The sequence below is a fragment of the Mycolicibacterium aromaticivorans JS19b1 = JCM 16368 genome, from assembly GCF_000559085.1.
Classification (GTDB): Bacteria; Actinomycetota; Actinomycetes; order Mycobacteriales; family Mycobacteriaceae; genus Mycobacterium; species Mycobacterium aromaticivorans.
The window spans coordinates 1,294,704-1,311,849 of sequence record NZ_JALN02000001.1 but is presented as its reverse complement, the minus strand read 5'-3'; the positions used below and the strand labels follow the sequence as shown (position 1 = coordinate 1,311,849).

The window sequence follows — 17,146 nt, the reverse complement described above, 5'->3', positions numbered from 1 at the left end:
AATTGATCCGTCGAAGGTCGACGCGGTGGTGCTGGTCGGGGGCAAGGGCACCCGGCTACGGCCGCTGACGGTGTCGGCGGCCAAGCCGATGCTGCCGACCGCGGGGCTGCCGTTCCTGACGCATCTGCTGTCCCGCATCGCCGAAGCCGGCATCGAACACGTCATCCTCGGCACGTCGTTCAAAGCGGCGACGTTTGAGAACGAATTCGGCGACGGGTCCAAGCTCGGCCTGCAGATCGAGTATGTCGTCGAGGATCACCCGATGGGCACCGGCGGCGGGATCGCGAATGTGATACCCAAGCTGCGCAACGACATCGTGATGGTGTTCAACGGCGACGTCCTGTCCGGCATGGACCTCCGCCAGATGCTGGCCAGCCACCACGAGTCGCAGGCCGATCTGACCCTGCACCTGGTGCGCGTCAGCGACCCACGGGCATTCGGCTGTGTGCCCACCGACGCCGACGGTCGGGTGGAAGCGTTCCTCGAGAAGACCGAAGACCCGCCGTCCGACCAGATCAACGCAGGCACCTATATCTTCAATCGCGACGTCCTCGATCAGATCCCACGTGGGCGTGAGGTGTCGGTGGAGCGTGAGGTGTTCCCGGCACTGTTGGCCGACGGGGTAAAGGTCTGCGGCTACGTCGATTCCAGTTATTGGCGCGACATGGGCACACCGGAGGACTTCGTCCGCGGTTCGGCTGACCTGGTCCGGGGTCTGGCGCCGTCACCCGCCCTCGGCGGGCGACGCGGGGAAAGCCTTGTGCACGACGGGGCCTCGGTGTCCCCGGGTGCGGTCCTGGTCGGCGGGACGGTGGTGGGCCGCGGCGCCGAGATCGGGCCCGGCGTCCGCCTGGACGGCGCGGTCATCTTCGACGGGGCGCACATCGAGGCGGGCTCGGTGGTGGAGCGGTCGATCATCGGCGCCGGCGCCCGGATCGGGCCGCGTGCATTACTGCGCGATGCCATCATCGGCGATGGCGCGAACATCGGCGCGCGCTGCGAACTCCTGCGTGGTGCGCGGGTGTGGCCGGGAGTTGTCATCCCGGACTGCGGCGTTCGCTACTCGTCCGACATCTAGACCCGCGAGCGGCCGACCGACACCAGGTGTGTGACCGCCGCGTCGATACCGTCTGGCAGCGCGTCGACCGGCCACCACCGCAGATCGAGCGATTCGTCGCTGATCTCGATGGTCGCGTCGGCGGGTGCGCGGGCGATGAACTGGAGATCCAGGTGCCGGGTGGGCACTCCCAGCGAGCAGGTCAGTGCGTGAACGTGGATGGCGCCCAACGACGCGTCGACGCGCAGGCCGTCGATTCCGGACTCTTCGGCCGCCTCCCGCATCGCGGCCGCGACGATGTCGGCGTCGGAGTCCTCGCAATGCCCGCCGAGCTGAACCCAGCGACCGAGCCGCGGATGCAGGGTGAGCAGCACCTGATCGCCGGTGTGGTTGACCACCAACGCCGAAGCCGTGATATGTCCTGGGACGCAGGCCCGCTCGCAGGCATCGGTGCGCGCGAGTAGGAAGGCCAGGACGGACTGCCGCAGCGAGTCCTGGCAGTCGTCCGGCGCGTCCCACTCGGTCAGCAGCTCGATGGCCGACTCCCGCACGCTCACTTGCGCACCAGCAGATCGCCGACCGGCGCCGGGTCGCGGGGTTCGGGCGGTTCGACCGGATAACCGATCGCGACGGCACCCAGCGGTTCCCAATCAGGCGGTAGATCAAGGGTTTCCCGCACCAGCCCGGCTGCGAAGATCGTCGAGCCGATCCAGCAGCTGCCCACGCCGCGCACTGCCAGCGCCACCAGGAGTGCTTGTACCGCCGCGCCGACCGCGACCGTGAACATCGTGTGCTCGGCCTGGATGCGGTCCGGGTCGGGATAGCTGTGGGCGCCTTCGGGGACCAGGAACGGGATGACGATCTCGGGTGCGTCGTAGAGGATTTGACCTCGGGCGACCCGTCGCTCGACGGCGTCGGCGGGCTTGCCGTCGCCGGAAAGATCGTCACGCCACGCGTCTTTCATCCGATCCAGCAGCGTGACGCGACGCCCCCGATCCTGCAACCAGACGAACCGCACCGGCCGGGTGTGGTGCGGTGCAGGCGCGGTGAGCGCCTCGGCGACGGCCTCCTCGATGAGCGTGTGGTCGACCGGCTCCGGCGCGAACACTCGCACCGAGCGGCGCAACAACTGGGCCTGGCGGCGCCCGAGTTCCAGCGACTCGGCGGTGCCCAGCCAGAACAAGTCGTCCTCACCGCCGCGCAGCAGGCGCGCCGCGGTGGACCCGTCGTCCTCGAGCTCGAGGCCGCGGACCACGGCGACGGGCACCGCGGTCAGCTTGCCCTTGACCAGGTCGGCGGCGGCGGCGATTTCGTCGGCGACGGCGACTTCGGTGACCACCAGCTCGTTGCCGTGCCGGTCGACGGCGCCGGCGTATCCGTAGAGCACAGGCAGCCCGGCGGCGCCGATCGCGGCGTCGGTCTGGCCGTTGCGCCAGGCACGACCCATGGTGTCGGTGACCAGAACCGCGACATTCACGCCGAGCCGCTCGCGCAGTGCCGTGCGCAGCGCGGCCGCGCTGCCGTCGGGATCGACCGGCAGCAACGCCAATTCGGTGGATCCGACGTTGGAGCCGTCGACGCCCGCGGCCGCCTGCACGATGCCGTTGCGGTTCTCGGTGATCAAAGTGCGGCCCTTGCGGGCCAGCACCCGCACGGCCTCATCGTCGATGATCTTGCGGCGCAGTGCGTCTCGTTCGTCGGGGTCCGCGGGCGCCGCGACGATGCGGCCCTCGCACTTGGACATCACCTTGCTGGTGACGACGACGATGTCGCCGTCGCGCAGCCAGGGTGCTGCCGAGACGAGGGCGGCCGCCAGATCATCGCCCGGACGGAACTCCGGAAGGCCGGGGACGGGCAGGATTTCGACGGGAGCGGCACTGCCATGCTCAAGATTCACGACGCCACCCCCGCCAATTCGAGGCCGGCGCGCACCATGTCGGCGGTGGCTGCCGGATCAGACATCAGCAGCGGTATCGAGTGCACCGTCAGTCCCGGTACGTCGGCATGATCGCCTTCGGACACCAGCCAGTAGTCGAGGATTCCGGTCGCCGAGCGTGCGCCGAAGTGGTGGGCGACGGCGTGCGAGGAGGTCTCGACGCCGATCACCGACAGGCATTCGTCGGCCATGCCGCGCAACGGCTTTCCGCCGATGATGGGGGAGTAGCCGACGACCGGGGCAGGTGTGGAGCGCAGCGCGGCGCGAACACCGGGGATGGCGAGGATTGCGCCGATGCTCACCACCGGATTGGAGGGGGCGAGCATGACGACATCGGCTTCGGTGATCGCGTCGACGACACCGGGCCCGGCAGTGGCGTTTTCGGACCCCACGAACGCGAAACTGTGTGTGGGCACCTGCGCCCGGTAGCGCACCCACCATTCCTGAAAGTGGATGGCTTTGCGGTCACCGGTGTCGGGATCGTCGATCACAACGTGGGTTTCGCACCGGTCGTCGCTGGCAGGCAGGAGCGTAACGCCCGGCTGCCAGCGGTGGCACAGCGCCTCGGTCACCTGCGACAGGGGATATCCCGCACGCAGCATCTGACTGCGCACCAGATGAGTGGCGAGGTCGCGGTCGCCCAGGCCGAACCAATCGGGTTGTACGCCGTAGGCCGCCAATTCCTCTTTCGCGTGCCACGTCTCGTTGCGATGTCCCCAGCCTCGCTCGGGGTCGATACCTCCACCTAAGGTGTACATGCAGGTGTCGAGGTCGGGACAGATGCGCACACCGTGCATCCAGGCATCGTCGCCGATGTTGACCACGGCCGTCAGCGTGTGATCAAGATCGCCTGTGGCTCCGGATATCTGGCCGGCGAACTGGCCCAGGCCGAGCAATCGCTGTACGCCCAGCAGGAACCGGGCACCCCCGACGCCGCCGACCAGAACGGTGATCTTCACACCGATCGACACTAGGCGGTCGGCCCTTTCGGCGACCAACGCGGTCACGATCGCGTCACGCCGATGACACGCCGGGGCATCGACTCGCCGAATTATCCAAGGGAAATGGTATTAATTTCGGTTCAATCGCTTGACCGGGCCACTGCATAAGTGTCTAATCACATCAGTGTCATTTCCCGGTCGGACCAGCCGGTTTCGGTGTCCCAGACCGCGATTCGACCAAGTGTTCGAACGAGTTGGGCACACTTCAATAGTGGGCGACATGCAAAAGATCTACGAAACCAGGTGAGGAGGCGGAAATGTCCTATGAGCACGTGTTCGGCACGATGGGGTTGCCGCAGTCCATTACCGGTTCGCAGACGATGGGGGTAATGGCACGCGCTCACTTGAGTTTGGTGCCAGACCCGATCATCGATGCGACGCCGGATTCGGCCGATGAAGAAGACCAGTGGCAGGAACGCGCGCTGTGCGCGCAGACCGATCCCGAAGCGTTCTTCCCCGAGAAGGGCGGTTCCACCCGCGAGGCCAAGCGGATCTGCTTGGGCTGCGAGGTCCGCGAGTCGTGCCTCGAGTACGCCTTGGCCAACGACGAGCGTTTCGGTATCTGGGGCGGACTCTCCGAGCGGGAGCGTCGTCGCCTCAAGCGCGGCATCATCTGACGGCGACCGCTGGTCGGCGAGTCCGACTCAGTCGTCGTCGATGGTCGGGTCGATGACCGACGGCTCGACCCCGAGATAGGTGGCCACCTGCGCCACCAGAATCTCGTGCAGAAGATCGGTCAGATCGATCGAGTCTTTGGCTCGACGCTCGATCGGCTTGCGGAACAGCACAATTCGGGCGCGCGTCGAATTTCCGCGAACGTCCACGCCGGCTGGAATCAGCCGGGCCAACGCGATCGGCCCGTCGGCCACCACTTCAGCGGGCCACTGCACACTGTCCGGATCCTTCGGCGCTATGCGCGGGATCTCGTCGACGGCAACGTCGAGACCGGTGAGCCGTTGTTGCCACCGCCGCTCGATCGGCTCATAGGCTTCCAGGACCGCCATGTCGAACCGCTCTGCGCGGCTGCGCCACCCCGGCACCGTCGGCGGCAGCAATGGGCCCCGCATCTCACGTCCCCGGCGCGACCCCGGGCTGCCACCGGATCGACCACCTCGCCGGGAGCTGCGGGAATCGGCCACGGATGTGATCGTAACGGTTGTGAATCGGCCGCCCGGCGGCTGCGCGTGTCCCCGGGCAACCTGTGAATGAACCGCGATAGCCTCACGGACGTGAATGTTCCTCGTCGCTGCTGCCGGCCTGGATGCCCCCATTATGCGGTGGCGACGCTGACGTTCGTCTACTCCGATTCGACTGCGGTCGTCGGGCCACTGGCAATCTCCCGCGAACCGCATTCGTGGGACCTGTGCATCACTCATGCCAACCGGATCACTGCCCCCCGCGGTTGGGAGCTGGTCCGCCACGCCGGGCCGCTGCCGGAGTTCCCCGACGAGGACGATCTCGTCGCTCTTGCCGATGCAGTACGGGAAGGCCGTGAGTTGCCCGCCCGGCCCCCGATCGCCGGATTCTCCGATCCCAGCGGAGCCGCGCATGCGCCCGCGACCGGAACTCCGATGATGCCGGCCGCTGCGCATCGACCGACGACTGCCGGCCGCCGCCGTGGGCACCTGCGGGTACTGCCGGACCCCACCGACTGACCCGATAGCCGCCCTTGCCGGGGGACCGGAACAGATAGGCTGGCGGCCAAGAGTCCCTCTCGGTCAGGAGATCTGTCATGTCGAGGCCCGCCGACGCGGTTCGCCGTGTGATCAAGGCTTATGACGTGCGCGGTCTGGTCGGGCAGGAGATCGACGACGCGTTCGTATCCGACGTGGCCGCCGCGTTCGCCCGGCTGATTCGCGATGAGGGTGGCGACCGGATCGCGATCGGGTACGACATGCGTGAAAGCTCGCCGGCGCTCGCCGAGGCGTTCGCCGCCGGGGTCACCGCGCAGGGTCTCGATGTGGTGCGGATCGGGCTGGCCTCCACCGATCAGCTGTACTTTGCGTCCGGTTTCCTGGGCTGCGCGGGTGCCATGTTCACCGCGAGCCATAACCCGGCCGCCTACAACGGAATCAAGCTGTGCCGCGCCGGGGCGAAGGCCGTGGGTGAGGACACCGGGCTGGCGATCATCCGCGACGAAGTGATCGCCGGGGTTCCCGGCTATGACGGGCCGCGTGGGCAGGTGCGCTATCACGATGTGCTCGCCGACTACGGACAGTTCCTTCGGTCGCTGGTCGATGTCGCCGGCGTGCGACCACTGCGGGTCGCGGTCGATGCAGGCAACGGCATGGCCGGCCACACCACGCCTGCCGTACTGGGCCCCATCGAGGCGCTGACGGTGCTGCCGCTGTATTTTGAGCTCGACGGTTCGTTCCCCAATCACGAAGCCAATCCGCTGGAGCCGGCCAATCTGGTCGACCTGCAGAAGTTCGTGGTGGAGACCGGCGCCGATATCGGGCTGGCGTTCGACGGCGACGCGGACCGGTGTTTCGTCGTCGACGAACGTGGCGGTCCCGTTTCGCCGTCGGCGGTCACCGCGTTGGTCGCAGGCCGCGAACTCACCCGGGAGATCGGCGCCACCGTCATCCACAACCTGATCACCTCGCGCGCGGTGCCCGAGTTGGTCGTCGAACGGGGTGGAACGCCGGTGCGCTCGCGCGTCGGGCACTCCTACATCAAGGCGCTGATGGCCGACACCGGAGCGATCTTCGGCGGTGAGCATTCGGCGCACTATTACTTCCGCGACTTTTGGGGCGCGGACTCCGGCATGCTGGCCGCCTTGCATGTGCTCGCCGCGTTGGGCGAGCAGGACCGGCCGCTGTCGGAACTGATGGCGAATTATCAGCGCTACGCAGCCTCCGGGGAGATCAACTTCCGGGTGGCCGACGCGCCGGCGTGCGTGGAGTCCGTTCTGAAAGCCTTTGGGCACCAGACTGTTTCGCTGGACCATCTCGACGGCGTGACGGTCGACCTCGGTGAGGGGGCCTGGTTCAACCTGCGCACCTCCAACACCGAACCGCTGCTGCGCCTCAACGTCGAAGCGCGCAGCGCCCAGGAGATCGAGGAAATCGTCCGCCGCGTCTCCGATGACATCGCCGCCCAGCCGGCCGGGGCGGCGCCATGAGCGCAGCGCATGCCACCGTCGACCTCGACGACACCGAGGGGCTACTGGAAGCCGACCGTGACGGGCTCCTGCGGGCCGCCGCGATGGCGGGCGCTCAGGTGCGCGCCACCGCAGCCGCGGTCGACGAGGGCGAATTGGCACTGCTGGCCGCCGACTATCGGCCGCGGACCGTCATCTGGGTCGCCGCCCGCGGCGCAGCCGAGAGTGCAGGCTCGATGCTGGCCGCCACCCTCGGCGGAGTCGCCGGGGAGCCGATCGTGGTGGCCGCCGAATCTCCGCCCTGGATCGGCCCGCTCGACGTTCTCGTGGTGGCCGGCGACGACGCCGGGGATCCGGCGCTGGTGTCGGCTGCGGCGACGGCGGTGCGCCGTGGCGCCCGGGTGGTCGTCGCCGCGCCGTATGAGGGTCCGCTGCGCGACGCCACGGCGGGGCGGACCGCGGTGCTCGAGCCCCGGTTGCGGACGCCCGACGAATTCGGGCTGAGCCGTTACCTCGCAGCTGGTCTCGCGACAATGCAGGCTGTCGACCCGGCACTGCAGACCGATCTGGCCACCCTCGCCGACGAACTCGATGCCGAGGCATTGCGCAACAGTGCAAGTCGTGACGTGTTCACCAATCCCGCGAAGGCACTGGCCGAGCGGATGTCCGGCAGACAGGTGGTGCTCGCCGGCGATTGTGCGGCCACCCTGGGCCTGGCCCGGTACGCCGCCACGGTATTACTGCGGCTGGCCGGCCAGGCCGTCGCCGCGGCCGGACTGGCTGACGCGCTGGTCGCGTTACGTACCGGCATCGCACATCAATTCGGGGATCCGGTGGACGCGTTGTTCCACGACGAGGAGCTCGACGGTCCGCTGTCGAGGGGCCCGAAGGTGCTGGCTTTGACCCTGGACGCCGAACGCGCGATGCTCGCCGCGCGGGTGAGTGGCTTCGACGACGTCGATCTGGTCGGGGCGCAGGACTTCGGGGAGGGGGGCTCGGTTCAGGCCCCGACAGGGCGAGCCGAACAACAGCTCGCCACGCTGGCCGTCCGATTGCAGATGGCCGCGGTTTATCTGAGATTGGTGGGGGGATAACGTCCCAGTGGAATTGCTACGTGGTGCGATACGCACCTACGCATGGGGATCTCGGACAGCCATCGCGGAGTTCACCGGAAGACCTTCGCCAACAGCGCATCCCGAAGCAGAGCTGTGGCTGGGCGCTCATCCGGGGGATCCGGCGTGGTTGGAGACCGCCCACGGCGAGAAATCGTTGCTCGACGCCGTTCGAGCCGATCCGGACGGCCAGTTGGGGCCTGCGGTACGCGGCCGCTACGGCGACGTGCTGCCCTTGCTGGTGAAGGTGCTGGCCGCCGAGGAGCCGCTGTCGCTGCAAGCTCATCCCAGCGCCGAGCAGGCGGTCGAAGGTTACGTGCGCGAGGACCGTCTGGGCGTGCCGCTCACCTCACCGATCCGCAACTATCGCGACCGCAACCACAAGCCCGAACTGTTGGTCGCGCTGAGCGACTTCCACGCCCTCGGCGGCTTCCGGCCGGCCGCGCGTTCGGTCGATCTGATGCGTGCCCTGGCGGCGCCCGAACTCGATCCGTTCATCGGATTGCTGAGCGGCCAGCCCGACGCCGACGGTCTGCGTGCCCTTTTCACCACCTGGATCACTGCGCCGCAGCCCGATCTGGACGTGCTGATCCCCGCCGTCCTGGACGGCGCGGTGGATTATATGCGTTCCGGTGCAACAGAATTCGACGATGAGGCCAAGACGCTGCTGGAGCTGGGGGAGCGCTATCCCGGAGATGCGGGTGTGCTGGCGGCCATGCTGCTCAACCGGATCACGCTGGCCCCCGGTGAGGCCATCTTCATGCCGGCAGGCAACCTGCACAGTTACATCCACGGCATGGGGATGGAGGTGATGGCCAACTCCGACAACGTACTTCGCGGTGGCCTGACGCCCAAGCACGTCGACGTGCCCGAGCTCTTGCGGGTGCTGGACTTCAGGCCCGCCGATGAGACGATGCTGCGGGCGCCCACTCACCGCGAGGGGATCGAGCTGGTCTACGAGACGCCCGCGCAGGAGTTCGCCGCCTGCATCCTCATGCTCGACGGTGAGAACCTCGGCCACGAGATCGACGCCCCGTCCCGCCACGATGGTCCCCAGATCCTGGTCTGCACCGAAGGTTCGGTGCTCGTCCGCGCGAAGTCGGATGTGGTGGAGCTCAACCGCGGGTCCGCGGCCTGGGTGGCCGCCGACGACGGTCCGATCCGCCTGGAGGCGACGTCGCCGTCCCGGTTGTTCCGGGCTACGGTTGGCCTTTGAGCAACTGAGCCTGGGGGAGGACACCGCATGTCGACCGAGGGCAGCACCAAGGCGATCCTCGCGGCGCTGGCCGCCAACGCGGGCATCGCGGTCGCGAAATTCGTCGGATTCCTGATCACCGGAAGTTCCTCGATGCTCGCCGAGTCGGTGCACTCGGTGGCCGACACGTCGAATCAGGGGCTCCTGCTGTTCGGTCAGCGCCAGGCCCGCAGGCAGGCAGACAGCCTGCATCAGTTCGGGTACGGCCGTAGTCGCTACTTCTATTCGTTCGTCGTTGCGCTGGTGTTGTTCAGCCTGGGCTCGATCTTCGCACTGTACGAGGGCTATCACAAGATCGGCCATCCCGAACCGCTGACCTCGCCGATCGTGGCGGTGGTGATCCTGGCGGTGGCAATTGCCTTGGAGTCCTACAGCTTTCGTACCGCGATGGTGGAGTCACGTCCGTTGAAGGGCGCCAGCTCGTGGTGGCAGTTCATTCGTCGCTCCCGCAGTCCCGAGCTGCCCGTGGTCCTGCTGGAGGACACCGGCGCCCTGATCGGTCTGGTCTTCGCGCTCGCCGGCGTGGGCTTGACGATCCTGACCGGCAATCCGGTCTGGGACGGCGTCGGCACAATCCTGATCGGTGCGCTGCTCGGTGTCATCGCCGTGATCCTGATGGTCGAGATGCACAGCCTGCTGATCGGCGAGGGCGCCACCCCTGACGAATGCCGGGCGATTCAGTCGGCACTCGAGCAGACCGCCAACGTCGACCGGGTCATCCATCTCCGAACCCAGTACCTGGGTCCCGAGGAGATGCTCGTCGGGGCCAAGATCGCGCTGGCCCCCGATACCGACCTGGCGACGGTGGCCGTCACCATCGACGCCGCGGAGGCGGCGGTGCGCTCGGCGGTGCCCGCCGCGCGAATTATCTACCTGGAACCGGATCTGGATCGAGCACTGGCGCAGTAGCTCGTTTCTGCGCCCACCACGACGACATGTTGTGGCGGACCGCGCGGCCGATGATCGATGCGGGCGGCACCATGTACAAACTGTCCAGCAAGCTGAAGCGGCGCAGAAACCATTCCGCCAGAACACGGTCGGTCTCGGCGGCGCCGAGGAACTGATCGAACAACGACCCGACGGGTTGGTACCACCACGGCGCCGAGCCCTCGGTGCCATGCAGGGTCAGGTCGCCGATCGCGTTCATGGTCCAGACGGGATACGTGGTTTTGGCGGTGGCGCGGGCCAATTCATAGGCCAGGTGACGGGTGCCGGAGTCCAGCAGTCGGCGCAGGTGCCCGGCCTGCAGCGCGGTCATCGTCATCCCTTGGCCGTAGGTCGGGTTGAAACTCACCACGGCGTCACCGACCGGCACGATCCCGGCGGGAAAGCGCTGGAGCTTGTCGTAGCGCCGCCACCGGCTTACCGGATAGCGGTGGAAGGCGATGTCGCCCAAGGGTTCTCCCTGGCGAATCGCGGATGCCAACGGTGCCGGCAGCACGTCGTCGGCGACCTGGTGTATCTCGGACAGCGTCTGCGGGGGCGGGACATGATTGACGGTGAACGTGGTCAAGCCCCAGGTGCCGTCCTCGTAGAACAGCATGCCCAGCCCGGCCTGCTGGCTGCGTGACGCGCCCGCCACCACAACCTTCTCGGTGATCAGGCCGTTGGGGATTCTCAACTGCTGTGTGGCGTAACAGATTCCGACATCGATGGTCTGCTCACGGGGACGGGCGAACCCCCACTCGTCCAGCCACGACGGTAATCGGGTGCCGCGACCGGAGGCATCCACCACGAGGTCGGCGGTCACGAACTCGTTACCGCCGGGCGCGGACAACTCGACGCCGGTGACCGTTTGACGCTCGCCGTCGAATCGCGGTGCGTTCACGTCACGCTGGACGATCTGCACGTTCGGCAGAGCGGCGGTGCGGCGGCGGATCTGCCACTCGAGCTGCTTGCGGCTGGGCACGTACGCGGTGAACTCGCGCTGCAGCGTGTGCCCGGTGCCCAGCACGTGGCCGGCGGCGCCGAAGTGGATGCAGTCGGGACGGTTCTCCAGTTTCGCCACCCCGGCGGCGACCATGTCGTCGAGCAGACCGGGAAACAGCGTTTCGAACTCGTGAGCTCCCCGCGCCATGAGGATGTGTACATGCCGATCTTGGGGTACCGCACCGCGGTGGGCGGGTTCCGGGGGCAGGGTGTCGCGTTCGTAGACGGTCACCCGCTCGTAGTGGTCGGACAACACCCGGGCAGCGCACAGCCCCGCGATGCTGGCCCCGATGACGATGGCATGGTGACGCTCCGGGGGTTGGCCCACGACCTCTTAGATACCCGCTCAAACTGTGCCTAACCGGGGTATGAGAAGGAACATGCAGATGACCTCCAAGTGGCGGACCAAGTCGGTCGAGCAGTCCATCCTCGACACCGACGAGCCGGGCACCCGGCTCCGCAAAAACCTGACGTGGTGGGACCTCACCGTCTTCGGCGTCTCCGTCGTGGTGGGCGCGGGCATTTTCACCGTCACCGCGTCGACCTTCGGCAACATCACCGGTCCCGCCATCTCGGTGTCCTTCGTCATCGCGGCCGTGACCTGCGGTTTGGCCGCACTGTGTTACGCGGAGTTCGCCTCGATGCTGCCGGTGGCGGGCAGCGCGTACACGTTCTCGTACGCGACGTTCGGGGAGTTCGTCGCCTGGATCATCGGCTGGGACCTGATCCTGGAATTCGCGGTCGGCGCCGCCGTGGTGGCCAAGGGCTGGTCCAGTTATCTGGGCACCGTCTTCGGCTTCTCCGGTGGGGTCGTGGCCATCGGACCGCTCAACTTTGACTGGGGTGCCCTGCTCATCGTTGCGATCGTCACCACCCTGCTCGCGTTGGGCACCAAGCTGTCGGCCAATGTCTCCGCGGTGATCACGGCCATCAAGGTCGCGGTCGTCGCACTCGTCGTCATCGTCGGGGCGTTCTACGTCAAGGCGGCCAACTTCTCCCCGTTCATCCCCGCGTCGGAGAGCGGCGCGAATTCGTCCGGGACCGGCGTCGACCAGTCCGTCTTCTCCCTGCTGACCGGGGCCGAGAGCAGTCATTACGGCCTGTACGGGGTGCTGGCCGGCGCCTCGATCGTGTTCTTCGCGTTCATCGGTTTCGATGTGGTGGCCACGACGGCCGAGGAGACCAAGAACCCGCAGCGCGATGTCGCGCGGGGCATCCTCGCCTCGCTGGCGATCGTCACCGTGCTCTACGTGTCCGTCTCGATCGTCCTGTCGGGCATGGTCCGGTTCAGCGACCTGCGAGACGAGGCCGGGCACGGTCACGCCAACCTCGCCACCGCGTTCTCGCTCAACGGGGTGGATTGGGCGGCCAAGGTGATCTCGATCGGAGCGCTGGCTGGTCTGACCACGGTGGTCATGGTGTTGATCCTGGGGCTGTCGCGGGTGTTGTTCGCGATGGCTCGTGACGGCCTGCTGCCGCGCCAATTGGCGCAGACGGGGAACCGTGGCACCCCGGTGCGGATCACCGTGCTGGTCGGTGTGCTCACCGCCGTCGCGGCCACCGTCTTCCCGATCGACAAGCTCGAAGAGATGGTGAACGTCGGCACGCTGTTCGCGTTCATCCTGGTCTCGGCCGGCGTGATCATCCTCCGGCGGACCCGCCCGGACCTGGAGCGCGGGTTCCGCGCGCCGCTGGTTCCGGTGTTGCCGATCCTGTCGATCGCGGCGTGTGGCTGGCTGATGCTCAACCTCACGGGCCTGACCTGGATCCGATTCTTGGTGTGGATGGTCATCGGGGTGGGGTTCTACCTGCTCTACGGGCGATCCCACTCGGTGTTGGCCAAGCGGGAGGCAGCCCGCGCCACCTGATTTACAAATCAGCATCATTTGTCTAGACACCCGACAAATCAGCCTCTATAGTCAAGCCATCGCAACTTGATGTGGGAGGTAACTGTCGTGACGTCTCAACTGGACTCCGCCGCCGTTCCGGCGGCCGCGCCGTGGCGGGACAAGAAGCGCTATCTGTGGCTGATGGGCCTGATCGCACCGACCGCACTGTTCGTGGTGCTGCCGGTCGTCTGGGGTCTGAACCAGCTCGGCTGGACCGCCGCATCCCAGGTGTTTTTCTGGGTCGGCCCGTTCCTGATCTACGCACTGCTGCCGGCGCTGGACCTGAGGTTCGGCCGCGACGGCCAGAACCCGCCCGACGAACTGATGGAGTACCTGGAGAACGACAAGTACTACCGGTACTGCACGTATGCGTTCATCCCCTTCCAGTTCCTCAGTCTCATCTTCGGCGCCTACATGTTCACCGCGTCGAACCTCAGCTGGCTGGGCTACGAGGGCTCGCTGAGCTGGTTCGCCAAGATCGGTCTGGCACTGTCGGTGGGCGTGCTCGGCGGAACGGGCATCAACACCGCGCACGAACTCGGACACAAGAAGGATTCGCTGGAGCGCTGGCTGTCCAAGGTCACGCTGGCCCAGACCTGCTACGGCCACTTCTACATCGAGCACAACCGCGGCCATCACGTCCGGGTCGCCACCCCGGAGGATCCGGCATCGGCACGCTTCGGTGAGACGTTCTGGGAGTTTTTGCCGCGCAGCGTGTTTGGTAGCGCCCGTTCAGCGCTCACCCTCGAGGCGGCCCGAATTCGCCGGCTCGGCAAGAGCCCGTGGGATCCGCGTACCTGGCTGGGCAACGACGTCCTCAACGCCTGGCTGATGTCGGTGGTGCTGTTCGGTGCGCTGATGGCGGTGTTCGGTCCCGCGTTGATTCCCTTCCTGATCATCCAGGCGGTGTTCGGATTCTCGATGCTGGAGTCGGTGAACTACCTGGAGCACTACGGGCTGCTGCGCCAGAAGAACGAGAACGGCCGCTACGAGCGGTGCTCCCCGCAGCACAGCTGGAACTCCGATCACCTGGTGACCAATCTGTTCCTGTATCACCTGCAACGGCACAGTGACCACCACGCCAATCCGACCCGCCGTTATCAGATTCTGCGCAGCATGTCTGAGGCGCCTGAATTGCCAAGCGGCTACGCGACTTTGATCGGCGTGACCTACTTCCCGTGGGTGTGGCGCCGGATGATGGACCACCGGGTGATCGAGCACTACAACGGTGACATCACAAAGGTCAATATCGATCCGCGCCGCCGGGCGAAGATCCTGGCCCGGTACGGGGCCGCAGCATGAGCGCCTACCAGTGTCCGATCTGCGACTACGTGTACGACGAAGCGAAAGGTGCTGCGCGGGAAGGCTTCCCACCCGGCACCGCCTGGGCCGAGGTACCCGACGACTGGTGCTGCCCCGACTGTGGTGTGCGAGAAAAAATCGACTTCGAAGAGATAGGTGTCAAGCAATGAGCGAGCAGGACTACAGGCTGTTCATCTGCGTCCAGTGCGGATTCGAGTACGACGAGGCCAAAGGCTGGCCCGAGGACGGCATCGCCCCGGGCACCCGCTGGGACGACATCCCGGATGACTGGAGCTGCCCGGACTGCGGCGCGGCGAAGTCGGACTTCGAGATGGTGGAAGTCGCGAGGCCGTGACCACTACTCTCGCGCATGTGAAGAGTCCCCGGGTGCCCTATCCCGAGGCCTCTCGCGCCCTGCTGCGAGACTCGGTCCTCGATGCGATGCGTGAGGAACTCCTGACCAAGGACTGGTCCGCGATCACCCTGTCCGACGTGGCGCGCACCGCCGGGGTCAGCCGCCAGACCATCTACAACGAATTCGGCTCCCGGCAGGGTCTTGCCCAGGGCTATGCGATCCGGCTGGCCGACCGCCTGGTGGACGCGATCGGAACCGCGATCAGCTCCAACATCGGCGACGTGCTGGCCGCCTTCACCGAAGGCTTCCGGGTGTTCTTCACCGAATCGGCTGCCGACCCGCTGGTGATCTCATTGCTGACCGGCGTCGCCAAACCTGACTTGCTGCAGATGATCACCACCGACAGCGCGCCGATCATCACCCGCGCCTCGGCCAAGCTCACCGAGGCATTCATGAACAGCTGGGTCAGTGCCAGTGAGGCCGACTCGGGCGTGCTGGCCCGCGCGATCGTGCGGCTGGCGATGAGCTACGTGTCGATGCCGCCCGAGGCCGACCACGATGTGGCCTTAGACCTGGCCCGATTGATGACGCCGTTCGCCGAACGCTACGGTGTAGTCGATATTCCTTAGCTGTCAGAGCGCTCCAAGCGCCTGTCCCGCGAGCCCGCAGGCTGAGGGTGTCGCCAGCGCGCGTATCGCGCGCTCACCGGCAATGACGAACGAAAAGGGGCTCTACATGTCTGAAATGACCGTCGAGGTGCGCAACGGCATCGACTTCAAGGTCGCCGACCTGTCGCTGGCCGAATTCGGCCGCAAGGAAATCCGGCTGGCCGAGCACGAGATGCCCGGCCTGATGGCCCTGCGCCGCGAATACCACGACGTCCAGCCGCTCAAGGGTGCGCGGATCTCGGGTTCGCTGCACATGACCGTGCAGACCGCGGTGCTGATCGAGACGCTGGTTGCGCTCGGTGCGGAAGTCCGCTGGGCGAGCTGCAACATCTTCTCCACCCAGGACCATGCCGCGGCCGCCGTCGTCGTCGGCCCGCACGGCACCCCCGAGGAGCCGACCGGAACCCCGGTGTTCGCTTGGAAAGGCGAGACGCTGGAGGAGTACTGGTGGGCCGCCGAGCAGATGCTCACCTGGGAAGGCGAGCCCGCGAATATGATCCTCGACGACGGCGGCGACGCCACCATGCTGGTGCTGCGCGGTGCGCAGTACGAGAAGGCCGGTGTGGTTCCGCCCGCCGAGGACGGCGACTCGGCCGAGTGGAAGGTCTTCCTGGAGCTGTGCCGCAAGAGCTTCGAGAAGGACAACACCAAGTGGACGAAGATCGCCGAGTCGGTCAAGGGTGTCACCGAGGAGACCACCACCGGTGTGCTGCGGCTGTACCAGTTCGCCGCCGCCGGTGAGCTGTCGTTCCCGGCCATCAACGTCAACGACTCGGTCACCAAGAGCAAGTTCGACAACAAGTACGGCACCCGGCACTCGCTGATCGACGGCATCAACCGCGGCACCGACGTGCTGATCGGCGGCAAGAAGGTGCTGATCTGCGGCTACGGCGACGTGGGCAAGGGCTGTGCGGAGTCCCTGGCCGGCCAGGGCGCGCGCGTGCAGGTCACCGAGATCGACCCGATCAACGCGCTGCAGGCCTTGATGGACGGCTTCGACGTGGTGACCGTGGAGGACGCCATCGGTGATGCCGACATCGTCGTCACCTCGACCGGCAACAAGGACATCATCACCCTCGATCACATGAAGGCGATGAAGGACAAGGCCATCCTCGGCAACATCGGCCACTTCGACAACGAGATCGACATGGCCGCCCTCGAGCGCTCGGGTGCCACCCGGATCAACATCAAGCCTCAGGTCGACGAGTGGATTTTCGGCGCCGACGGCAAGTCGATCATCGTTCTGTCCGAGGGCCGGCTGCTGAACCTGGGCAACGCGACGGGCCATCCGTCGTTCGTGATGAGCAACAGCTTCTCGAACCAGGTCATCGCGCAGATCGAGCTGTGGACCAAGAACGACGAGTACGACAACGAGGTCTACCGGCTGGCCAAGCACCTCGACGAGAAGGTGGCCCGCATCCACGTCGAGGCTCTCGGTGGCACGCTGACCAAGCTCACCAAGGACCAGGCCGAGTACATCGGCGTCGACGTCGAGGGTCCGTACAAGCCGGAGCACTACCGCTACTGAGCGTTAGGCTC

Annotated in this window: 18 protein-coding genes; 13 read left to right on the top strand and 5 right to left on the bottom strand. The window is 66.6% G+C overall.

Annotation, left to right across the window (positions count from 1 at the left end):
- Position 1 precedes the first annotated feature (1 nt).
- Positions 2-1,078: a mannose-1-phosphate guanylyltransferase ManB gene (gene manB / locus Y900_RS06370; RefSeq protein ID WP_036346010.1), complete on the top strand. Its 1,077-nt coding sequence runs from the start codon at positions 2-4 to the stop codon at positions 1,076-1,078.
- Here the strand turns inward: manB and Y900_RS06365 are convergent.
- The 3 genes from Y900_RS06365 to cofD are packed head-to-tail and all read right to left on the bottom strand — an operon-like array spanning position 1,075 to position 3,952.
- Entirely contained in the window at positions 1,075-1,614 is a 540-nt protein-coding gene (locus Y900_RS06365) for an NUDIX hydrolase (protein ID WP_036340290.1), read from the bottom strand. The genes manB and Y900_RS06365 overlap by 4 nt on opposite strands.
- Complete coding sequence (locus Y900_RS06360; RefSeq protein WP_036340286.1) at positions 1,611-2,954, bottom strand: coenzyme F420-0:L-glutamate ligase; 1,344 nt, start codon at positions 2,952-2,954, stop codon at positions 1,611-1,613. The genes Y900_RS06365 and Y900_RS06360 overlap by 4 nt, the downstream gene beginning before the upstream one ends.
- A complete protein-coding gene (gene cofD, locus Y900_RS06355; RefSeq protein ID WP_036346007.1) occupies positions 2,951-3,952 on the bottom strand; it encodes a 2-phospho-L-lactate transferase in 1,002 nt (333 codons plus the stop codon). The genes Y900_RS06360 and cofD overlap by 4 nt, the downstream gene beginning before the upstream one ends.
- Before the next feature lie 392 nt (positions 3,953-4,344).
- On the opposite strand from cofD, the gene Y900_RS06350 reads away from it, so the two are divergent.
- A complete protein-coding gene (locus tag Y900_RS06350; protein WP_172507244.1) occupies positions 4,345-4,611 on the top strand; it encodes a WhiB family transcriptional regulator in 267 nt (88 codons plus the stop codon).
- Between the two features lie 27 nt (positions 4,612-4,638).
- Here the strand turns inward: Y900_RS06350 and Y900_RS06345 are convergent, their stop codons facing one another.
- Positions 4,639-5,061 (bottom strand): metallopeptidase family protein, encoded by a 423-nt coding sequence (locus Y900_RS06345; RefSeq protein ID WP_036340282.1) that lies wholly within the window; start codon positions 5,059-5,061, stop codon positions 4,639-4,641.
- Between the two features lie 162 nt (positions 5,062-5,223).
- Here Y900_RS06345 and Y900_RS06340 point away from each other — a divergent pair, with 162 nt between their 5' ends.
- The 5 genes from Y900_RS06340 (at position 5,224) to Y900_RS06320 (ending at position 10,373) form a co-directional block, all read left to right on the top strand.
- On the top strand, positions 5,224-5,649 hold the full coding sequence (locus Y900_RS06340) for a DUF3499 domain-containing protein (RefSeq protein ID WP_192827478.1): 426 nt from the start codon (positions 5,224-5,226) through the stop codon (positions 5,647-5,649).
- Between the two features lie 77 nt (positions 5,650-5,726).
- The gene (locus Y900_RS06335) at positions 5,727-7,118 is read left to right on the top strand and encodes a phosphomannomutase/phosphoglucomutase (RefSeq protein WP_036340276.1); all 1,392 of its coding nucleotides are present in this window, start codon (positions 5,727-5,729) and stop codon (positions 7,116-7,118) included.
- Positions 7,115-8,191 carry a hypothetical protein gene (locus tag Y900_RS06330; RefSeq protein WP_036340273.1) on the top strand — a complete coding sequence of 359 codons (1,077 nt, stop codon included), beginning with the start codon at positions 7,115-7,117 and terminating at the stop codon, positions 8,189-8,191. Before Y900_RS06335 ends, Y900_RS06330 begins: the two co-directional genes overlap by 4 nt.
- Before the next feature lie 7 nt (positions 8,192-8,198).
- Positions 8,199-9,425, top strand: a complete 1,227-nt coding sequence (gene manA, locus Y900_RS06325; RefSeq protein WP_036340270.1) for a mannose-6-phosphate isomerase, class I — start codon at positions 8,199-8,201, stop codon at positions 9,423-9,425.
- 27 nt (positions 9,426-9,452) lie between these two features.
- Positions 9,453-10,373 (top strand): cation diffusion facilitator family transporter, encoded by a 921-nt coding sequence (locus Y900_RS06320; protein ID WP_036340267.1) that lies wholly within the window; start codon positions 9,453-9,455, stop codon positions 10,371-10,373.
- Here the strand turns inward: Y900_RS06320 and Y900_RS06315 are convergent.
- Complete coding sequence (locus tag Y900_RS06315) at positions 10,330-11,721, bottom strand: FAD-dependent oxidoreductase (protein WP_036340264.1); 1,392 nt, start codon at positions 11,719-11,721, stop codon at positions 10,330-10,332. The genes Y900_RS06320 and Y900_RS06315 overlap by 44 nt on opposite strands.
- A gap of 58 nt (positions 11,722-11,779) precedes the next feature.
- Here Y900_RS06315 and Y900_RS06310 point away from each other — a divergent pair, with 58 nt between their 5' ends.
- The 6 genes from Y900_RS06310 to ahcY all read left to right on the top strand — a co-directional run bounded on the left by Y900_RS06310 (position 11,780) and on the right by ahcY (position 17,135).
- Positions 11,780-13,261, top strand: a complete 1,482-nt coding sequence (locus Y900_RS06310; RefSeq protein WP_036346005.1) for an amino acid permease — start codon at positions 11,780-11,782, stop codon at positions 13,259-13,261.
- A 162-nt stretch (positions 13,262-13,423) separates the two neighbouring features.
- Positions 13,424-14,584 (top strand): alkane 1-monooxygenase, encoded by a 1,161-nt coding sequence (locus Y900_RS06305; RefSeq protein WP_237752671.1) that lies wholly within the window; start codon positions 13,424-13,426, stop codon positions 14,582-14,584.
- Entirely contained in the window at positions 14,581-14,754 is a 174-nt protein-coding gene (locus Y900_RS06300) for a rubredoxin (RefSeq protein ID WP_036340258.1), read from the top strand. The genes Y900_RS06305 and Y900_RS06300 overlap by 4 nt, the downstream gene beginning before the upstream one ends.
- Positions 14,751-14,939, top strand: a complete 189-nt coding sequence (locus Y900_RS06295) for a rubredoxin (protein ID WP_036340255.1) — start codon at positions 14,751-14,753, stop codon at positions 14,937-14,939. Before Y900_RS06300 ends, Y900_RS06295 begins: the two co-directional genes overlap by 4 nt.
- 86 nt (positions 14,940-15,025) lie before the next feature.
- Positions 15,026-15,568: a TetR family transcriptional regulator gene (locus Y900_RS06290; protein WP_337588788.1), complete on the top strand. Its 543-nt coding sequence runs from the start codon at positions 15,026-15,028 to the stop codon at positions 15,566-15,568.
- A gap of 106 nt (positions 15,569-15,674) precedes the next feature.
- Positions 15,675-17,135 carry an adenosylhomocysteinase gene (gene ahcY / locus Y900_RS06285; protein ID WP_036346002.1) on the top strand — a complete coding sequence of 487 codons (1,461 nt, stop codon included), beginning with the start codon at positions 15,675-15,677 and terminating at the stop codon, positions 17,133-17,135.
- Positions 17,136-17,146: the final 11 nt, after the last annotated feature.

What these genes read in the sequence shown, in the direction of transcription:
- Y900_RS06345 (WP_036340282.1), bottom strand. Translation starts at nt 5,061, where the DNA reads ATGCGGGGCCCATTGCTGCCGCCGACGGTGCCGGGGTGGCGCAGCCGC.
- Y900_RS06335 (WP_036340276.1), top strand. Translation starts at nt 5,727, where the DNA reads ATGTCGAGGCCCGCCGACGCGGTTCGCCGTGTGATCAAGGCTTATGAC.
- Y900_RS06330 (WP_036340273.1), top strand. Translation starts at nt 7,115, where the DNA reads ATGAGCGCAGCGCATGCCACCGTCGACCTCGACGACACCGAGGGGCTA.
- Y900_RS06320 (WP_036340267.1), top strand. Translation starts at nt 9,453, where the DNA reads ATGTCGACCGAGGGCAGCACCAAGGCGATCCTCGCGGCGCTGGCCGCC.
- Y900_RS06310 (WP_036346005.1), top strand. Translation starts at nt 11,780, where the DNA reads ATGACCTCCAAGTGGCGGACCAAGTCGGTCGAGCAGTCCATCCTCGAC.
- Y900_RS06305 (WP_237752671.1), top strand. Translation starts at nt 13,424, where the DNA reads ATGGGCCTGATCGCACCGACCGCACTGTTCGTGGTGCTGCCGGTCGTC.
- Y900_RS06300 (WP_036340258.1), top strand. Translation starts at nt 14,581, where the DNA reads ATGAGCGCCTACCAGTGTCCGATCTGCGACTACGTGTACGACGAAGCG.
- Y900_RS06295 (WP_036340255.1), top strand. Translation starts at nt 14,751, where the DNA reads ATGAGCGAGCAGGACTACAGGCTGTTCATCTGCGTCCAGTGCGGATTC.
- Y900_RS06290 (WP_337588788.1), top strand. Translation starts at nt 15,026, where the DNA reads ATGCGTGAGGAACTCCTGACCAAGGACTGGTCCGCGATCACCCTGTCC.
- ahcY (WP_036346002.1), top strand. Translation starts at nt 15,675, where the DNA reads ATGTCTGAAATGACCGTCGAGGTGCGCAACGGCATCGACTTCAAGGTC.